Origin of the sequence: Cupriavidus sp. IK-TO18, assembly GCF_015549295.1 — a bacterium.
GTDB lineage: Bacteria > Pseudomonadota > Gammaproteobacteria > Burkholderiales > Burkholderiaceae > Cupriavidus > Cupriavidus oxalaticus_A.
The window spans coordinates 155135-171526 of sequence record NZ_JADGMP010000008.1; the positions used below are offsets into that span (position 1 = coordinate 155135).

Consider the following 16392-nt stretch of genomic DNA (forward strand, 5'->3'; position numbering starts at 1 on the left):
CCGAGAACATGAGCGAGAACAAACTGCCCCCGCGCCCGATGCGCCTGTCCGGCCTCGAGCCCTTCACCATCGACGACGACACGCTGTTCGTCAACGTCGGCGAGCGCACCAACGTGACCGGCTCCAAGGCCTTCGCGCGCATGATCCTGAACGGCCAGTTCGACGAGGCGCTGGCGGTGGCCCGCCAGCAGGTCGAGAACGGCGCGCAGATCATCGACATCAACATGGACGAGGCCATGCTGGACTCGAAGGCCGCGATGGTTCGCTTCCTGAACCTGATCGCCTCAGAGCCGGACATTGCGCGTGTGCCGATCATGATCGACTCGTCCAAGTGGGACGTGATCGAGGCCGGCCTGCAGTGCGTGCAGGGCAAGCCGGTGGTGAACTCGATCTCGCTGAAGGAAGGCGAGGAACAGTTCCGCCACCACGCCGAACTGATTCGCCGCTACGGCGCGGCCAGCGTGGTGATGGCCTTCGACGAGAAGGGCCAGGCCGATACCTTCGAGCGCAAGACCGAGATCTGCAAGCGCAGCTACGACATCCTGGTCAATGAAGTCGGCTTCCCGCCGGAAGACATCATCTTCGACCCGAATATCTTCGCGGTCGCGACCGGCATCGAGGAACACAACAACTACGCCGTGGACTTCATCGAAGCCACGCGCTGGATCAAGCAGAACCTGCCGTACGCCAAGGTCAGCGGCGGCGTGTCCAACGTGTCGTTCTCGTTCCGCGGCAACGACGTGGTGCGCGAGGCGATCCACACCGTGTTCCTGTACCACGCGATCGGCGCGGGCATGGACATGGGCATCGTCAACGCCGGCCAGCTCGGCGTGTATGACCAGCTCGATCCCGAGCTGCGCGAGCGCGTGGAAGATGTGGTGCTCAATCGCCGCGAGGATTCCACCGATCGCCTGCTGGAAATCGCCGACCGCTACAAGGGCGGCGGCGCGAAGAAGGAAGAAAACCTGGCCTGGCGCGGCACGCCCGAGCAGCCGGTGCCCGTGGGCGAGCGCCTGGCGCATGCGCTGGTGCATGGCATCACCACCTTCATCGTCGAAGACACCGAGGAAGTCCGGCAGCAGGTCGCCGCGCGCGGCGGCCGCCCGATCGAGGTGATCGAGGGCCCGCTGATGGACGGCATGAACATCGTCGGCGACCTGTTCGGCGCCGGCAAGATGTTCCTGCCGCAGGTGGTCAAGAGCGCGCGCGTGATGAAGCAGGCGGTGGCGCACCTGCTGCCCTTCATCGAGGAAGAAAAGCGCCTGCTGGCCGAGGCCGGCGGCGATGTGCGCGCGCGCGGCAAGATCGTGATCGCCACTGTGAAGGGCGACGTGCATGACATCGGCAAGAACATCGTGTCGGTGGTGCTCCAGTGCAATAACTTCGAGGTCGTCAACATGGGCGTGATGGTCCCGTGCAACGAGATCTTGGCCAAGGCCAAGGTCGAGGGCGCGGACATCGTCGGCCTGTCGGGGCTGATCACGCCGTCGCTGGAAGAAATGGCCTACGTCGCATCGGAGATGCAGCGCGACGACTACTTCCGCGTGAAGAAGATCCCGCTGCTGATCGGCGGCGCCACCACCTCGCGCGTGCATACCGCGGTCAAGATCGCGCCCAACTACGAAGGGCCGGTGGTGTACGTGCCTGACGCCTCGCGTTCGGTCAGCGTGGCGTCGAGCCTGCTGTCCGATGAAGGGGCGGCGAAGTACCTGGACGAACTGAAGGCCGACTACGACCGCATCCGCACCCAGCACGCCAGCAAGAAGGCCACGCCGATGGTGACGCTGGCGCAGGCGCGCGCCAACAAGACGCCGATCGACTGGAGCGGCTACGTGCCGCCCAGGCCCAAGTTCGTCGGCCGCCGCGTGTTCCGCAACTACGACCTGGCGGAACTGGCCAACTACATCGACTGGGGCCCGTTCTTCCAGACCTGGGACCTCGCCGGCAAATTCCCCGATATCCTCAACGACGAGATCGTCGGCGAGTCGGCGCGCAAGGTGTTCTCGGACGGCAAGGCCATGCTGTCGCGCCTGATCCAGGGCCGCTGGCTGACGGCCAACGGCGTGATCGCGCTGCTGCCGGCCAACACCGTCAACGACGACGATATCGAGATCTACACCGACGAGACCCGCAGCAAGGTCGCGCTGACCTGGCACAACGTGCGCCAGCAGAGCGAGCGCCCGGTGGTCGATGGCGTGCGCCGCCCCAACCGCTGCCTGGCGGACTTTGTCGCCCCGAAGGACAGCGGCATCGCCGACTACGTGGGCATGTTTGCCGTCACCGCGGGCCTCGGCGTCGACAAGAAGGAAGCCCAGTTCGAGGCCGACCACGACGACTACAGCGCGATCATGCTGAAGGCGCTGGCCGACCGCCTGGCCGAAGCCTTCGCCGAATGCCTGCACGAGCGCGTGCGCAAGGACCTGTGGGGCTACGACGCGGCCGAGCAGCTGAGCAACGAGCAGCTGATCGCCGAGTCCTACCGCGGCATCCGTCCCGCGCCCGGCTATCCGGCCTGCCCGGAGCACACCGTCAAGGGCCCGATGTTCGAGTTCCTCGACGCGGCCGAGATCGGCATGGGCATCACCGAGTCTCTGGCAATGACGCCGGCCGCTTCGGTGAGCGGCTTCTACCTGGCGCATCCCGAGTCGACCTACTTCACCATCGGCAAGATCGGCCAGGACCAGCTCGACGACATGGTGGCGCGCCGCCATGAAGAACGCGCCACGCTGGAGCGCGCGCTCGCGCCCAACCTGTAACGGGGTGCGACGGCAGGGCGCCGGCCACGGCCGCGCGATCCTGCCGCCAGCCCGTTGATGTCACAGGGAATTTCCCCGTGCAACGGCTTCCCGGCCTGGTTGCAGCGGCGTATCCGACGCCTCACAACTCCTTACAGAGCCTTTCAATCCCTCACAGACCGGTGCAGGTGCGATCCCTAGACTGAGGGCTCGATTCACGCAAACACCAGCGCGTGAACACCGCGACGAATGTTTCGCCGCGGGGCATCCTGAAAGGAGTCTGTCCATGAAGAAACTGCTGCTCTCCCTGTCCGCCCTGTCGATCGCCGCCGCTTCCTCGCTGGCCATGGCACAAGGTACTGGTGTGGGCGCCGGCGCGAAGGCCGACGTCGGCGCATCGGTGACCGCGCCCTCGCCCTCGGCCGCCACGCAGGGTGCGTTGAATACCGCGGGCAGCGCCGCCACCGGCGTCACCAGCGCCGCCGAGAAGGGCCTGTCGACCGCGGGTGCGGCAACCGACAAGGGCGTGTCGGCAGCGGGCTCCGCGGCTGACAAGGGCCTGTCCACCGCCGGTGCGGCGGTCGAGAAGGGCGCCAGCACGTCGGCCGATGCCAAGGCCGAAGCCGGCAGCAAGGCCAAGCACGGCAAGAACACCACCAAGTCGGCCAAGAAGTCTAAGGCAGACGCCAGCGTGGGCGCCGAGGCCGGCGCGAAGGTGCAGTAAGCTCGCCGCCAGCCGGCACAGGCGCGCAGGCTCTGATGCCCTGATTCTCAGGGCCTGACGCGCCGCAGCAAAGCGGGACGGACTCCAGGCCGTCCCGCTTTGCTTTTGTACGCCATGCCTCCTGCCGTTGACCCGCGGGCCCCTCCATGTGCGCTCTACGCGTTGTGGCCGTGCATCATGTCAGCCTGACACCGACAGCCCCAGCGCCCGGCCGGCACTACAATGACAGCAACGCAAGCGGTTCCGCCTGCACCCGACTGCACCGGGCAATGTGCCGGTCCGTTCAACCCCGTGGAGCCCCTCATGATCCGCGTCCTGATCGCTGACGATCACGAGATTGTGCGTGCCGGGCTGCGACAGTTCATTTCCGACGAGCCCGACATCCAGGTGACTGGCGAAGCCGGCAGCGGCGACGAAGTCATGGCTCGGCTGCGTGACGCCGAATACGATGTGCTGGTGCTGGATATCTCGATGCCAGACCGCAACGGCATCGATGTGCTCAAGCTGATCCGGCAACGCAAGCCTGAACTGCCAGTGCTGATCCTGTCGACCTACCCGGAAGACCAGTACGCCATCAACCTGATCCGTGCCGGTGCTTCAGGCTACCTGACCAAGGAAAGCGCCCCCGACGATCTGGTCAAGGCCATCCGCACGGTGGCGCAGGGACGCCGCTATGTCAGCGCCACGGTGGCCGACCTGCTGATCGGCGGGCTCGACAAGCCGACCGAGCAGCCGGTGCACCAGATGCTGTCCGAGCGCGAGTTCCAGATCTTCTGCAAGCTCTCGCGCGGGCAGTCGGTGTCGGTGATCGCCGACGAATTGTTTCTCAGCGTCAAGACCGTCAGTACCTATCGTTCCCGCATCCTGGAGAAAATGGGCATGAAGACCAACGCTGACCTGACTTACTACGCCATCAAGAACGGCCTGGTCGAGTAGCGGCAGGCCGCGGGCCGCATCGCGGCCTGCGGCGGATCGCACCGGACCGGGCCCGCAAACCAGAACATGTCGGAGCAGGCTTCGAACACTTCCTACCGGGCGCTGAGCATACTGCTGATCGAAGACTCGGCGGTCCTGCGAGGCATGCTGCTCGAATACCTGAAGGATTTCCCGTTCATCGAGAACGTGGACTGGGCCGACACCGAGGCCATGGCCGTGCGCCTGCTCGATGCCGGCAAGTACGACGTCGCCATCGTCGACCTGCAGCTGCGCCAGGGCAACGGCATCAATGTGCTGCGCGCGATGCAGCGCAAAGGCACGGACACCGTGCGCATCGTCTATACCAACCACGCCGAGGTGCAGATGTACCGCAGACAGTGCGCCGAGGCGGGTGCCGATTATTTCTTCGACAAGTCGCTCGAGCTGGAGCAGGTGTTCCGCGTGATCGAGGAGCACGCGGCGGCGGCGTCCTGATCCTCCTGGCTATCCTTCAGGCAGCACCCATCAGGCGCGTGCAGGCTCTTCGCCTTCCGGCTCTTCCGCCGGCGCCAGCACGGATGCCGTCAGCGGCACCTCGATGTGGATGCGCACGCCCGCGTGCGCCGACGAGTCGATCTTCATGCTGCCGCCCAGCGCGGTGACGCGCTGCTCCATGCCGAGCAGGCCGTGGTGGCCGGCGATGCTGCCGGCGTCGAAGTCGGGCGGCAGGCCTTTGCCGTCGTCGCGCACGGTCAGCGTCAGCAGCTCGCCGCGGCACGCCAGGCAGACCTCGACGCGCCTGGCTTCCGAGTACTTGCTGGCATTGGTCAGCGATTCCTGCACGATCCGGTACAGCGCGATCGCCGCTTCGTCGCGCAGCGCCGGCAGGTCCTCGGGCACGCTGACTTCGGTTTCCCAGCTGTTGCGCGCGCCGACTTCCTCCACCAGCTGGCACACCGCGGCGCGCAGGCCGAGGTTGAGCAGCACGGTGGGGCGCAGGTCCTCGATCAGGCGGCGCTTGATCTGGATGCCCTGGTCGACGTGCAGCATCACCCGCGTCAGGCGCTCGGCGCCTTGCGGATGCGCCTGCTGGATCTGGCGGCGCACCCAGTGCAGGTCGAGCTTGATGGCGGTCAGGATCGCACCCAGCTCGTCGTGCAGCTCGCGCGCCAGCCGGGTTTTCTCGTCTTCGGTAACGCGCTGAAGGTGAGCCGCCAGCGCAGACAGCTGGCGCGTGCGCGCGCGCACCTTGCGGTCGAGCTTGGCGCTTTCCTCTTCCAGCTGCGCGCGCACCGCCTCGGCCATGGACAGGCGCTTGGCGTGGCCCACGCCGACCGCGAGCAGCAGGATGATGTTGATCGCGGTCAGCAGGCCGATGCCGTAGCGCGACAGCTGCACATCGTTCTCGGCGCCTTCCAGCCGGTGCGAGACCGAGCCCGCCTCGCGCGCCTGCAGCTGGTCGAGCCCGCGGCGCGCGTTGTCCATGGTCTGCTTGCCGTAGTCGGTGCGGACCAGGTCCAGCGCCACTTCCAGGTCGCGCTTGCCATAGACCAGCGTCAGCGCCATCTCGTTGAGCTTGCTGTTGATCAGCTTGGAGGTGTCGCCGAACATCTTCAGCCCCTCCGGGTCGTTGGCATAGTCCGCGCGGATCTGCGCCATCAGCTCGGCGATGCGCGGCAGCCCCTTGTAGTAGGGCTCGAGGTAGCTTTCCTTGCCGGTCAGCAGGAAGCCGCGCTGGCCAGCCTCGGCGTTGACCAGCTCGCCGTTGAGCGCGGCCAGCTCGGTCTGCACGCGCTGCGAGCGGATTACGTCGGTGTAGCTTTCGCGCAGGCGGATATTGCCGGTTTCCGACGCCACCAGCACCGCCAGCGTCAGCACGATGCCGCCCGCGAGCAACAGCGTGTGAGGAAGAAATGACTGCTTGAACATGGGGGCATCTTTCCTGTGGTTGGGGTGCGCTGCTTGCCCGTGCGGCGCCAGGGAGCGCTCATGGGATCACATCGATCCGCATGGGTCAACCTTGATGCGTCGGGCGTGCCGCACCCCTACTGCCATGCTGTAGGACTCGGCTGACAGCGGAATCGGCTCGCTGTCGGTATTGGCGCGGCGGCTGGCTTCCTACGATGAGGCTATGAGCTTGCACCTTGTGGCGCAAGTCTTCACTTGGGCTCCGGGCCAGTGCCGGCCCGGTCAGCCATCTTCGGGAGCCTAGCCATGCTGCACTATGCACTCGTATTTTTCGTCATCGCCCTGATCGCGGCGATCTTCGGCTTCGGCGGTATCGCTGCCGGCGCCGTGGAAATCGCCAAGATCCTGTTCTTCATCTTCCTGGTCGTGGCACTGGTGGCCGCGGTGATGGGACTGGTCCGCAGGCGATAGCGCCGGCCACGCGCCGGCTCCTGTGCCGATCGCAACCTGAGGAGACCCTATGCTGACCCAGAACCCCAAAGTCCGGAAGGAACTGAACCACTTGTCCGACAGTGCCGACAGCGCCATCCGCCATCTCAAGCACGCAGCGCGCGATTCGCGCGAGGCCGCTGCGCCGGTTTCCGGCGAGGTCAAGGCGCTGATCGCCCAGCTGGAGCACACCATCGAAGTGCTGGCGCGGGAAGGCTCGGCCGAGAGCCTGCGTGCCGGCCAGCGGCTGCGCGACCGTGCCAGCGAGATGGCGCACCGGCTGCGCGACCAGACCACCGACGGCATGATGCGCGCCCGCGAACGGATGGACGGTGCGGTCGAACACTCGCGCCAGCGGGTCGTCGATTCGCCGCTCAAGGCGGTGGCGATTGCCGCTGCCATCGGTGCGCTGCTCGGTGTTCTGCTGGCCAACGGCCGCCACCACGAAGAGGAGTAGGACTGGCGGCACCGGGCCCCGCGCGGCGGGGCCCCTGAAAAGCATTCCCCCCTTTCCGGCGCCCTCGTCCGGAAGCCCGGCAACCCAACTCGGTGCCGGGCGTCTTTTTTTGTGCGCGCCGCGCGTGCGGCGGCGCGCCCGGGGCTGCCTTGCCTTCGGGCTACACCCCCCACAGGACGTTGGTCCCTTCCCGCTGCGAGGCGCGCAGCATGTCCAGGAAGGGATAGGCGCGCTGCCCCAGGTGCAGCGGCTCTTCCTCGTCTTCATCGACTCCCGACTTGCCTTCCACGGCCGTGCCGGCGGGATGGTCGCGGCGCGCGTCGGTCACTGCCGCTTCCAGCTTCTGGATCGCGCGCGGCAGTTCTTCGACGGTGATCACCCCCCGTTCCCCGAGATGCTTGCCGATGATGCCCAGCAGCGTGATGGCCAGATCCTTCATCATGATCAGGTCTTGCGCAGCGTGGGATTTGAAGGTGATCAGCATGGTGTGGTTTCCTTTTCCGGACATGCAGGGGACGGCGTTCCCGGGGGCGGGAAGCCGCATGGATTGTGGCCCGGGGCCATCTTCGCGCATGATGTCAGCATAGCACCTGATAAAATTCCGCGTTCCCGATTCCAATGCCTGTTTCAATGCCTGTTGAGCGGTGCGGCGTACCTTTGCCGTCACATGCCGCTTCGGGCGTTGGTGCCGCACGTTGGTGCCGCAGTTGGTGCCGCATTTACGCGGCGCCTGAATACTTGCCCACAGGGCTTCCGACATCCATGCTGCCTGTTCAGACCTCCAATCTCGCCGCCGCGTTCACCGATGCCGTGCGCGTGCTCGCCCCGGCCGATGCCACCCTGCCCGCCGTCACTTTCGAGCGGCCCAAGGCGGCCGCCCATGGCGACCTTGCCTGCAACATCGCCATGCAGGTGGCGCGCGCGCTCAAGAGCAATCCGCGCGAGCTGGCGCAGCGCATCGTCGCCGCAGTGCAGGCCGATGCGCGCGCGCAGGGCCTGGTCGAGGCCATGGAGATCGCCGGTCCCGGCTTCATCAACCTGCGCCTGACCGCAGCCGCCAAGGCCGACGTGCTGCGCGCGGTGCTGGCCGAGGGCGACCACTACGGAGCGCGCGAGCGCGGCGTGCAGGGCCAGGTACTGGTCGAGTTCGTCTCGGCCAACCCGACCGGCCCGCTGCACGTGGGCCACGGGCGCCAGGCGGCGCTGGGCGACGCGCTCGCCAACCTGCTGTCGTGGCAGGGCTTCCATGTGCACCGCGAGTTCTACTACAACGATGCCGGCGTACAGATCCAGACCCTGGCGCTGTCGGTGCAGGCGCGCGCGCGCGGCCTGAAGCCGGGCGACGCCAGCTGGCCCGAGTCGGCCTACAACGGCGACTACATCGCCGACATCGCCGCCGATTTCCTCGCCGGCAAGACCGTCAGCGCCTCCGACGGCGAGCCGGTGACCGCGTCGGGCAACGTCGAGGATATCGATTCGATCCGCAAGTTCGCCGTGACCTACCTGCGCAACGAGCAGGACATCGACCTGCAGGCCTTCGGCGTCAAGTTCGACCGCTACTACCTGGAGTCGTCGCTGTACAGCGATGGCCGCGTCGAGGCCTCGGTGCAGTCGCTGGTCGCCAAGGGCAAGACCTACGAGAGCGAAGGCGCGCTGTGGCTGCGCACCACCGACGACGGCGACGACAAGGACCGCGTCATGAAGAAGACCGACGGCACCTACACGTACTTCGTGCCTGACGTGGCCTACCACACCACCAAGTGGGAGCGCGGCTTCACCAAGGTCATCAACGTGCAGGGCAGCGACCACCACGGCACCATCGCGCGCGTGCGCGCCGGCCTGCAGGGCCTGGACATGGGGATTCCCAAGGGCTACCCCGACTACGTGCTGCACAAGATGGTCACCGTGATGAAGAACGGCGAGGAGGTCAAGATCTCCAAGCGCGCCGGCTCGTACGTCACGGTGCGCGACCTGATCGAATGGTCCAACGGCCAGGATGACACCTGCGAGACCATCCGCGGCTGCCTGGAGCAGGGCGTGGCCGACTGGCCGGCGCACTTCACGCGCGGCCGCGACGCGGTGCGCTTCTTCCTGCTGTCGCGCAAGGCCGATACCGAGTTCGTGTTCGACGTCGACCTGGCGCTCAAGCAGAACGACGAGAACCCGGTGTACTACGTGCAGTACGCCCACGCCCGCATCTGCTCGATCTTCGAGTCGTGGGGCGGCGCCGACTGGGAGAGCCGCCTGGCCGAGCTGGCCGGCGCCGACCTGTCGGCCGTGACCGGCCCCGAGGCCGGCGCCCAGGCGCAGGCGCTGGCCCGCCGCCTGGCCGAGTTCCCCGACATGCTGTCGGACGCTGCCTCCGAACTGGCGCCGCATGCGGTTGCCTTCTACCTGCGCGACCTGGCCGGCGATTTCCACGCCTTCTACAATGCCGACCGCGTGCTGGTCGACGACGAGGCGGTCAAGCGCGCCCGGCTGGCGCTGCTGGCCGCGACACGCCAGGTGCTGCGCAACGGCCTGGCGGTGATCGGCGTCTCGGCGCCGCGCCGCATGTAATCGACGGGCGTTCAGCCGGACGCCCGGTGGGCGCCCAGCGGGGCGCCCGGTGGGACCCACAGGGCTGCCCGGAGGTGGCCCTATAATCCCGGCATCACCTAAGAGGACTTCATGCAACAGCAACGCAAGCGCGATGCGCGCAAGGCCCGCCGCAGCCAGCAGCGCGGCGGGACGTTCCTGGGCCTTGTGCTCGGGCTGATCGTCGGGCTGGCCATCGCCGTGGTGGTCGCCCTCTACATCACCAAGTCGCCGACGCCGTTCCAGCAGAAGAGCGCGCCGCGGCCGAGCGAGCCGGGCAACGTCGCCAGCCAGCTGCCGCCGCCGGCGCAGCCCGCCGACCAGGGGCCGAGCGACCCGAACAAGCCGCTGTGGAGCAAGACGCCGGCCAAGCCGGTGGGCCAGGCGCCCGAGCCAGAACCCAGGCCGGGCACCCAGCCGAGCCAGCCAAGCCAGCAGAACGGTCACCAGAACGGCCGCCAGAACGGCGAGCCGCCGGTGGCGGTCACCCGCCCGGCGGAGAAGCCCGTCGAGAAGCCGGCCGAAAAACCCGCCGACAAGCCTGTCGCCACCAAGCCGGCGGAAAAGCCGGTGTCCGACCCGATCGCCGAGATCGCCCAGGCCGACGCCAACAAGGTCGGCTACCTGCTGCAGGTGGGCGCGTTCCGCTCGGCCGACGACGCCGACCGCCAGAAAGCCAACCTGGCGATGCAGGGCTTCGAGGCCCGCATCACCGAGCGCGACGTCAACGGCGTAAAGATGTACCGCGTGCGCATGGGCCCATACAATCGCATCGAAGACATGAACAAGACGCGCGAGCGGCTGCAGTCGCAGGGCTTCGAGGCGTCCGTGATCCGCTTCACCAAGCAGTAATGGTCAGCGGGAACCCCGGCTCGGGCGTTATGCGCCTGGGCGGGGCACACCCGGCCACGAAAGCGTCATAAATACGCCGTAACCAACGCAACATCCTTGTCACTGCGGCGGCGGCGCCCGGGCTGAACCGGACGCCGCCGCCGCGGTCATACGCTCATCGACCCAACCGCAAGGCCGCACCAAGATGAAGAAACTCGCCGCACTGTTCGCCATGTTCGCCGCCGTGGGCGGCCTGCTGATGTCCGCGCCGTCCCAGGCTGCGCCCACCGAGGGCAAGGAATACCAGGTCCTGAAGGCGCCGCAACCGGTCACGCCGGGCAAGATCGAGGTCACCGAGTTCTTCTGGTACGGCTGCCCGCACTGCTTCGACTTCGAGCCCGACCTGGAAGCCTGGGTCAAGAAGCAGGGCGGCAATGTCGTGTTCAAGCGCGTGCCGGTCGCCTTCCGCGACGACCTGCTGCCGCACACCAAGATCTTCTATGCGCTCGAAGCCATCGGCAAGCTCGACGCCATGAACATGAAGGTCTTCAACGCCATCCACGTCGAGCGCAAGCGCCTGCTCGACAGCAACGAGATCGCCGACTTCATGGCCAAGAACGGCGTCGACCGCAAGGCTTTCCTGGACGCGTATAACTCGTTCACGGTGACCACCAACGCCCAGCGCGCCAACAAGATCGCCGACGCCTACAAGATCGACGGCGTGCCGACCGTGGTGGTGCAGGGCAAGTACGTGACCTCGCCGTCGATCACCGGCAACAAGCAGGGCGCGATCCAGGCCATGGATTACCTGGTGGAGCAGGTGAAGGCGAAGAAGATGTAAATCCGACTGGCGGCCTTGAACAGGCCGGTGGTTTGCCGAACGGCTGGTATCCTGTACCAGCCGTTTTTCATTTCGGACAGCCTTCTTCCATCCATGCGTCCCCTCAAAGTCTTCCTCACCGGCGCCTCCAGCGGACTCGGCCAGGCGCTGGCGCGCGAATACGCGTCGCAGGGCGCCATCCTCGGCCTGGTGGCCCGGCGCGAAGACGCGCTGCGCGAATTCGTGGCGACGCTGCCTAACCCGGGCGCGGTGCGCGTCTACGGCGCCGATGTGCGCGATGCCGATGCGATGGCGCGCGCGGCGGAAGACTTTCTCGGCCATTTCGGCTGCCCCGACGTGGTGATCGCCAATGCCGGCGTCTCGGTCGGCACCGTCGCCAGCGAACGCGAGGACCTCGACGCCTTCCGGCAGGTGATGGACACCAACTGGTTCGGCGTGCTGACCACGTTCCAGCCTTTCCTGCACGCGATGCAGCAGCGCGAGCCCGGGCCCGGCGGCCGGCGCGGCACGCTGGTCGGCATCGCCAGCGTCGCCGGCGTGCGCGGGCTGCCGGGCGCCGGTGCATACAGCGCGTCGAAGTCGGCTGTGATCAAGCTGCTGGAGAGCCTGCGGCTGGAGCAGCGCCCGCTTGGCATCCGCGTGGTCACGATCGCGCCGGGCTATATCCGCACGCCGATGACCGCGAAGAACCCGTACCGGATGCCGTTCCTGACCGATGCCGACGTGTTCGCGCGCAAGGCCGCGCGCGTGATCGCCGCCGGCCGGCGCTTCCGCGTGATCCCGTGGCAGATGGGCGTGGTGGCGGGGCTGATGCACGTGATGCCGCGCTGGCTGTACGACATGGTGGCGACCGGTGCGCCGCGCAAGCCGCGGCGCGGGGAAAGCAAGGAGCCCTGACGATGTGGACCGATGCCATTGGAGAGCAGCACGCCGCCGCAAGCGGCGAGGTGCGCATTGCCTCGCTGGTGCCATCGGTGACAGAACTGCTGTTCGCGCTCGGGCTGGAATCGCAGATGGTGGCGCGCACCGGCTTCTGCATCCACCCGGAACCGGCCGTGCGCGCGGTGCCCAAGGTCGGCGGCACCAAGGACGTCAGGGTGGCGCGGCTGCGCGAGCTGGCGCCCACGCATGTGGTGGTCAATATCGACGAGAACCGGCGCGAGACCGTCGACGAGATCCGCGCCTTCGTGCCCAACGTGATCGTCACGCATCCGTGCGCGCCGGAAGATAATTTGCCGCTGTACCGGCTGCTGGGCGGCATTTTTGGCCGTCATACCGAGGCCGAATCGCTGTGCGCGGCCTTGCAGGCCGAGCTGGATGCCATCCGCGCGCGTGCCTGGCCGGCGCGCCGCGTGCTCTACGCGATCTGGCAGGACCCCTGGATGACGGTGTCGCGCGACACCTATATCAGCCGCATGCTGGCGCTGGCCAACTGGCAGACCTGGCCAGGCGGCGCAGGCGCCGTGCAGGCGTGCGCGGGCGGCGATTGCAGCCGCCCCAACGCGCCCGGCGAACGCTATCCCACCTTCCGCTGGAGCGATGCGCTGGTGCGCGAGCTCGACCTGGTGCTGCTGTCGACCGAACCCTATCGCTTCGCCGAAGACCACGCCGACGCGCTCGAGCGCCAGCTCGGCAAGCCGGTGCTGCTGGTCGACGGCGAGATGCTGTCGTGGTACGGCAGCCGCGCGGTGGACGGCGTGCGCTACCTGGCGGCCCTGGCGGCCGCCAACTGACTTGCGCGATCAGGCGGCGCGGAAGCGGTACACGCCGTCGTCATCCAGTTGCCGCACCAGCTCGCCGCGGTGCCACAGGCAATGCAGGTGCGCCAGCGATTCGCCCATGGCGAAGGTCATCTGGTGGATGTCGAACTGGCGCTTGAAGATCACGCTGACGATATCGTGTGCGCAGCACGGCTTCTCGCGGCAGGCTTCCAGCGTTTCGGCGAGGCGGTCGGCATGGTGCTCGCGCAGCTGCATGATGCGGGTATGCAGGTTGCGGAACGGGCGGCCGTGCGACGGCAGGATCAGCACGTCCTGCGGCAGCGGCTCGTAGCGGGTAAGCGAGTCCAGGTAGAGCTGCAGCGAATTGCCTTCCGGCTCCATGTCGAACACGCTGACGTTGGTCGAGATGCGCGGCAGCACCATGTCGCCGGACACCAGCACGTTGGTCGCTTCGTTGTACAGCGCCACGTGCTCGGGCGAATGGCCGAAGCCGGTGATCACGCGCCAGCCCGAGGTGGCCGCGTCTGTGCCGATCCGCACCGTGTCGCCTTCCATCAGGCGGCGGTATTGCGCCGGCAGGTCGGGCACCAGCGACGGGTAGTAGGTCTTGCGCGCGCGCAGCTTTTCCTGGCTGTCGGGATCGGTCAGGCCATGCCGCGCGAAGTGCGCGGCGGCCGCGTCGCCGCCCGCGCTGGAGCCGGCACCGGTGCCGGTGCCCATCACGCGCGCGCTCATGTAGTCGCCCAGGCTCATCCACAGTCGCACGCCGAAGCGCTTGCACAGCCAGTGCGCCAGGCCGACGTGATCGGGGTGGCTGTGGGTCACCAGCACGCGCACCACCGGCAGCCCTTCCAGCTCGTTGGCGAAGATGGTTTCCCAATGCGCCTTGATGGTGTCGTTGGTAATGCCGCAGTCGATGATGGTCCAGCCGTCGCGCCCGTCCAGGCGGTCGCGCAGCAGCCACAGGTTGATATGGTCGAGCGCGAACGGCAGCGGCATGCGCAGCCAGTAGACGCCGGGGGCGACTTCCTGCTTGGTGCCGGGATCGGGCATGGTGTCGCCGAACGGGTATTGGAGCTGGTGTTCGAGTGCGTTCATGAGGAGTCTCTTGTTCGAAGCCTTGTGCCGGGCGGGGGCAGGCAGGCTTTCTCGTTGCGGGGCGCGCTGGCGTAACGTTCCGGTTCGCGCCAGTTGCCAGTCGCCGGGGTTGACGCTAACGTAAACGTCAACTCTGGCGGTTCGTCTCCATCTTAAGCGAAAACTTGACTTCGCAACGAACGACCGTTCACTTTACTGGGCGCACCCATGGCAGTCACGCAACCTCCAGCCTCCGCAACCTACACCATCACCGACCTCGCCCGCGAGTTCGATGTCACGCCCCGCGCCATCCGCTTCTACGAAGACCAGGGCCTGCTGTCGCCGGAGCGCGAAGGCCCGGGCGGCCGCAAGCGGGTCTACAACAGCCGCGAGCGGACCCGGCTGAAGCTGACGTTGCGCGGCAAGCGGTTAGGGCTCACTCTCAACGAGATCCGCGAGATCCTGGACCTCTACGAGTCGCCGCGCGACACTGCACCGCAGCTCGAACGCTTCCTGCACGCGCTTGCCGCCCACCGCGGCGCGCTGGAACGGCAGATGGAAGACCTGCAGGCGCAACTCGCCGAGATCGACCAGCACGAGCGCCATTGCCGGGACTTGCTGGCCGCCCAGACCGCCGGCAAGCCCGCGGCCACGGAGGGCGGCGATGCCCCGGCCCGGAAGCGATCGGCCTGATGCATCACCTGGCACGGCTTCCGTGCCGATTTGGATTGACGTTTACGTAAACGTAAATAGAATACTCCAACGCTCCACACCGGAACCCAGCCATGACGCCTGCCAACACCAGTGCCCTTGCTGCCGAAAGTGCCGAACCTGATGCGCTGTCCGCCGCGCGCGCCGATGCCATCGCCACCAGTTTCTCGCGCCAGGGGCTGATGACCAGCTTTGGCGCTACGCTGCAGCGGGTGGAGCGCGGTGAAGTCGAGATCGCGATGCCGTGGTCCGATGGAGTGACCCAGCAGCACGGTTTCTTCCACGGCGGCGTAGTTGGCGCGCTGGCCGACAGCGCCTGCGGCTATGCCGCGCTGTCGATGGTGGGCGAGGGCGAGGCGGGCCTGACCGCCGAATACAAGATCAACCTGCTGTCCCCCGCGCAAGGCGAACGCCTGGTCGCGGTGGGGCGGGTGCTGAAGCCCGGGCGCACACTGATCGTGGCGCAGGGCGAGGTCTACGTCGAACAGGCGGCGCAGCAGGGCCGCCGCAAGCAGGTGGCCACCATGCTGATGACGCTGTGCGTGGTCAAGACCCTGGACCACGTCTGAAGCAAGAATACAAAGCGAATCCAAACAGGAGACCGACATGACCGAACTGCCAGGCCTGAAATTCGATCTGGGCGAAGACATCGAGATGCTGCGCAATTCCGTGCGCGACTGGGCCCAGGCCGAACTGGCCCCGCGCGCGGGGGAGATCGACCGCACCGACCAGTTCCCGATGGACGCCTGGAAGAAGATGGGCGACCTCGGCGTGCTCGGCATCACCGTGGCCGAGGAATACGGCGGCGCCAATATGGGCTACCTGGCGCACATGATCGCGATGGAAGAGATCAGCCGCGCCTCGGCGTCGGTGGGCCTGTCGTACGGCGCGCATTCCAACCTGTGCGTGAACCAGATTCACCGCAACGGCACGGCCGCGCAGAAAGCCAAATACCTGCCGAAGCTGGTGTCGGGCGAGTGGATCGGTGCGCTGGCGATGAGCGAACCCAACGCCGGCTCGGACGTGGTCAGCATGAAGCTGCGCGCGGAGTTCAAGGGCGACCGCTACGTGCTCAACGGCACCAAGATGTGGATCACCAATGGCCCCGATTGCGACGTGCTGGTGGTTTACGCCAAGACCGAGCCCGAGCTGGGCGCGCGCGGCATGACCGCCTTTATCGTCGAGAAGGGCATGAAGGGCTTCTCGGTGGCGCAGAAGCTGGACAAGCTGGGCATGCGCGGCTCGCACACCGGCGAGCTGGTGTTCGAGGACGTGGAAGTGCCGGCCGAGAACATCCTCGGCGCCGAGAACAGCGGCGCCAGGGTGCTGATGAGCGGGCTGGACTATGAGCGCGCCGTGCTGTCGGGCGGCCCGGTCGGCATCATGCAGGCGTGCATGGACGTGGT

The 16392-nt window shown here is 67.1% G+C and carries 17 protein-coding genes; 14 read left to right on the forward strand and 3 right to left on the reverse strand.

All coding sequences use genetic code 11. The features are described 5' to 3' along the window. Positions 1 to 8: 8 nt before the first annotated feature. From metH to IPF36_RS08545, 4 genes are all read left to right on the forward strand, one after another. Positions 9 to 2756, forward strand: a complete 2748-nt coding sequence (gene metH / locus IPF36_RS08530) for a methionine synthase (RefSeq protein ID WP_135704141.1) — start codon at positions 9 to 11, stop codon at positions 2754 to 2756. Positions 2757 to 3021: 265 nt separating this feature from the next. Then, positions 3022 to 3459 (forward strand): hypothetical protein, encoded by a 438-nt coding sequence (locus IPF36_RS08535; RefSeq protein ID WP_135704144.1) that lies wholly within the window; start codon positions 3022 to 3024, stop codon positions 3457 to 3459. Between the two features lie 303 nt (positions 3460 to 3762). After that, complete coding sequence (locus IPF36_RS08540) at positions 3763 to 4395, forward strand: response regulator transcription factor (protein ID WP_133095002.1); 633 nt, start codon at positions 3763 to 3765, stop codon at positions 4393 to 4395. Between the two features lie 66 nt (positions 4396 to 4461). Then, positions 4462 to 4869: a response regulator gene (locus tag IPF36_RS08545; RefSeq protein ID WP_135704146.1), complete on the forward strand. Its 408-nt coding sequence runs from the start codon at positions 4462 to 4464 to the stop codon at positions 4867 to 4869. Between the two features lie 30 nt (positions 4870 to 4899). On the opposite strand, the gene IPF36_RS08550 is transcribed toward IPF36_RS08545, so the two are convergent. Continuing rightward, positions 4900 to 6303 carry a CHASE3 domain-containing protein gene (locus IPF36_RS08550; protein WP_133095004.1) on the reverse strand — a complete coding sequence of 468 codons (1404 nt, stop codon included), beginning with the start codon at positions 6301 to 6303 and terminating at the stop codon, positions 4900 to 4902. 285 nt (positions 6304 to 6588) lie between these two features. On the opposite strand from IPF36_RS08550, the gene IPF36_RS08555 reads away from it, so the two are divergent. Together IPF36_RS08555 and IPF36_RS08560 are read left to right on the forward strand one after the other, a co-directional pair. Beyond that, a complete protein-coding gene (locus tag IPF36_RS08555) occupies positions 6589 to 6753 on the forward strand; it encodes a DUF1328 domain-containing protein (protein ID WP_029047756.1) in 165 nt (54 codons plus the stop codon). Between the two features lie 49 nt (positions 6754 to 6802). Further along, entirely contained in the window at positions 6803 to 7228 is a 426-nt protein-coding gene (locus IPF36_RS08560) for a DUF883 family protein (protein ID WP_133095005.1), read from the forward strand. A 160-nt stretch (positions 7229 to 7388) separates the two neighbouring features. Here the strand turns inward: IPF36_RS08560 and IPF36_RS08565 are convergent, their stop codons facing one another. Beyond that, positions 7389 to 7712, reverse strand: coding sequence for a DUF1840 domain-containing protein (locus IPF36_RS08565; RefSeq protein ID WP_063239886.1), 324 nt, complete (start codon positions 7710 to 7712; stop codon positions 7389 to 7391). A 278-nt stretch (positions 7713 to 7990) separates the two neighbouring features. On the opposite strand from IPF36_RS08565, the gene argS reads away from it, so the two are divergent. The 5 genes from argS (at position 7991) to IPF36_RS08590 (ending at position 13210) form a co-directional block, all read left to right on the forward strand. Next, positions 7991 to 9787: an arginine--tRNA ligase gene (argS, locus tag IPF36_RS08570; protein ID WP_133095006.1), complete on the forward strand. Its 1797-nt coding sequence runs from the start codon at positions 7991 to 7993 to the stop codon at positions 9785 to 9787. A gap of 111 nt (positions 9788 to 9898) precedes the next feature. Continuing rightward, positions 9899 to 10657: an SPOR domain-containing protein gene (locus IPF36_RS08575; protein WP_135704153.1), complete on the forward strand. Its 759-nt coding sequence runs from the start codon at positions 9899 to 9901 to the stop codon at positions 10655 to 10657. 184 nt (positions 10658 to 10841) lie between these two features. After that, positions 10842 to 11477 carry a thiol:disulfide interchange protein DsbA/DsbL gene (locus IPF36_RS08580; protein ID WP_133095008.1) on the forward strand — a complete coding sequence of 212 codons (636 nt, stop codon included), beginning with the start codon at positions 10842 to 10844 and terminating at the stop codon, positions 11475 to 11477. Between the two features lie 93 nt (positions 11478 to 11570). Then, positions 11571 to 12374 carry an SDR family oxidoreductase gene (locus IPF36_RS08585; protein WP_133095009.1) on the forward strand — a complete coding sequence of 268 codons (804 nt, stop codon included), beginning with the start codon at positions 11571 to 11573 and terminating at the stop codon, positions 12372 to 12374. A gap of 2 nt (positions 12375 to 12376) precedes the next feature. Further along, complete coding sequence (locus tag IPF36_RS08590) at positions 12377 to 13210, forward strand: helical backbone metal receptor (RefSeq protein WP_135704155.1); 834 nt, start codon at positions 12377 to 12379, stop codon at positions 13208 to 13210. A 9-nt stretch (positions 13211 to 13219) separates the two neighbouring features. Here the strand turns inward: IPF36_RS08590 and IPF36_RS08595 are convergent, their stop codons facing one another. Continuing rightward, positions 13220 to 14296, reverse strand: coding sequence for an MBL fold metallo-hydrolase (locus IPF36_RS08595; protein ID WP_133095011.1), 1077 nt, complete (start codon positions 14294 to 14296; stop codon positions 13220 to 13222). Between the two features lie 207 nt (positions 14297 to 14503). Between IPF36_RS08595 and IPF36_RS08600 the strand changes: the two genes are divergently transcribed. From IPF36_RS08600 to IPF36_RS08610, 3 genes are all read left to right on the forward strand, one after another. Then, positions 14504 to 14968: a MerR family DNA-binding transcriptional regulator gene (locus IPF36_RS08600; protein ID WP_195427768.1), complete on the forward strand. Its 465-nt coding sequence runs from the start codon at positions 14504 to 14506 to the stop codon at positions 14966 to 14968. Between the two features lie 92 nt (positions 14969 to 15060). Beyond that, positions 15061 to 15555: a PaaI family thioesterase gene (locus IPF36_RS08605; RefSeq protein ID WP_133095013.1), complete on the forward strand. Its 495-nt coding sequence runs from the start codon at positions 15061 to 15063 to the stop codon at positions 15553 to 15555. 37 nt (positions 15556 to 15592) lie between these two features. Then, positions 15593 to 16392: acyl-CoA dehydrogenase family protein (locus tag IPF36_RS08610; protein WP_195427769.1), on the forward strand; the 800-nt coding region annotated here is incomplete at its 3' end.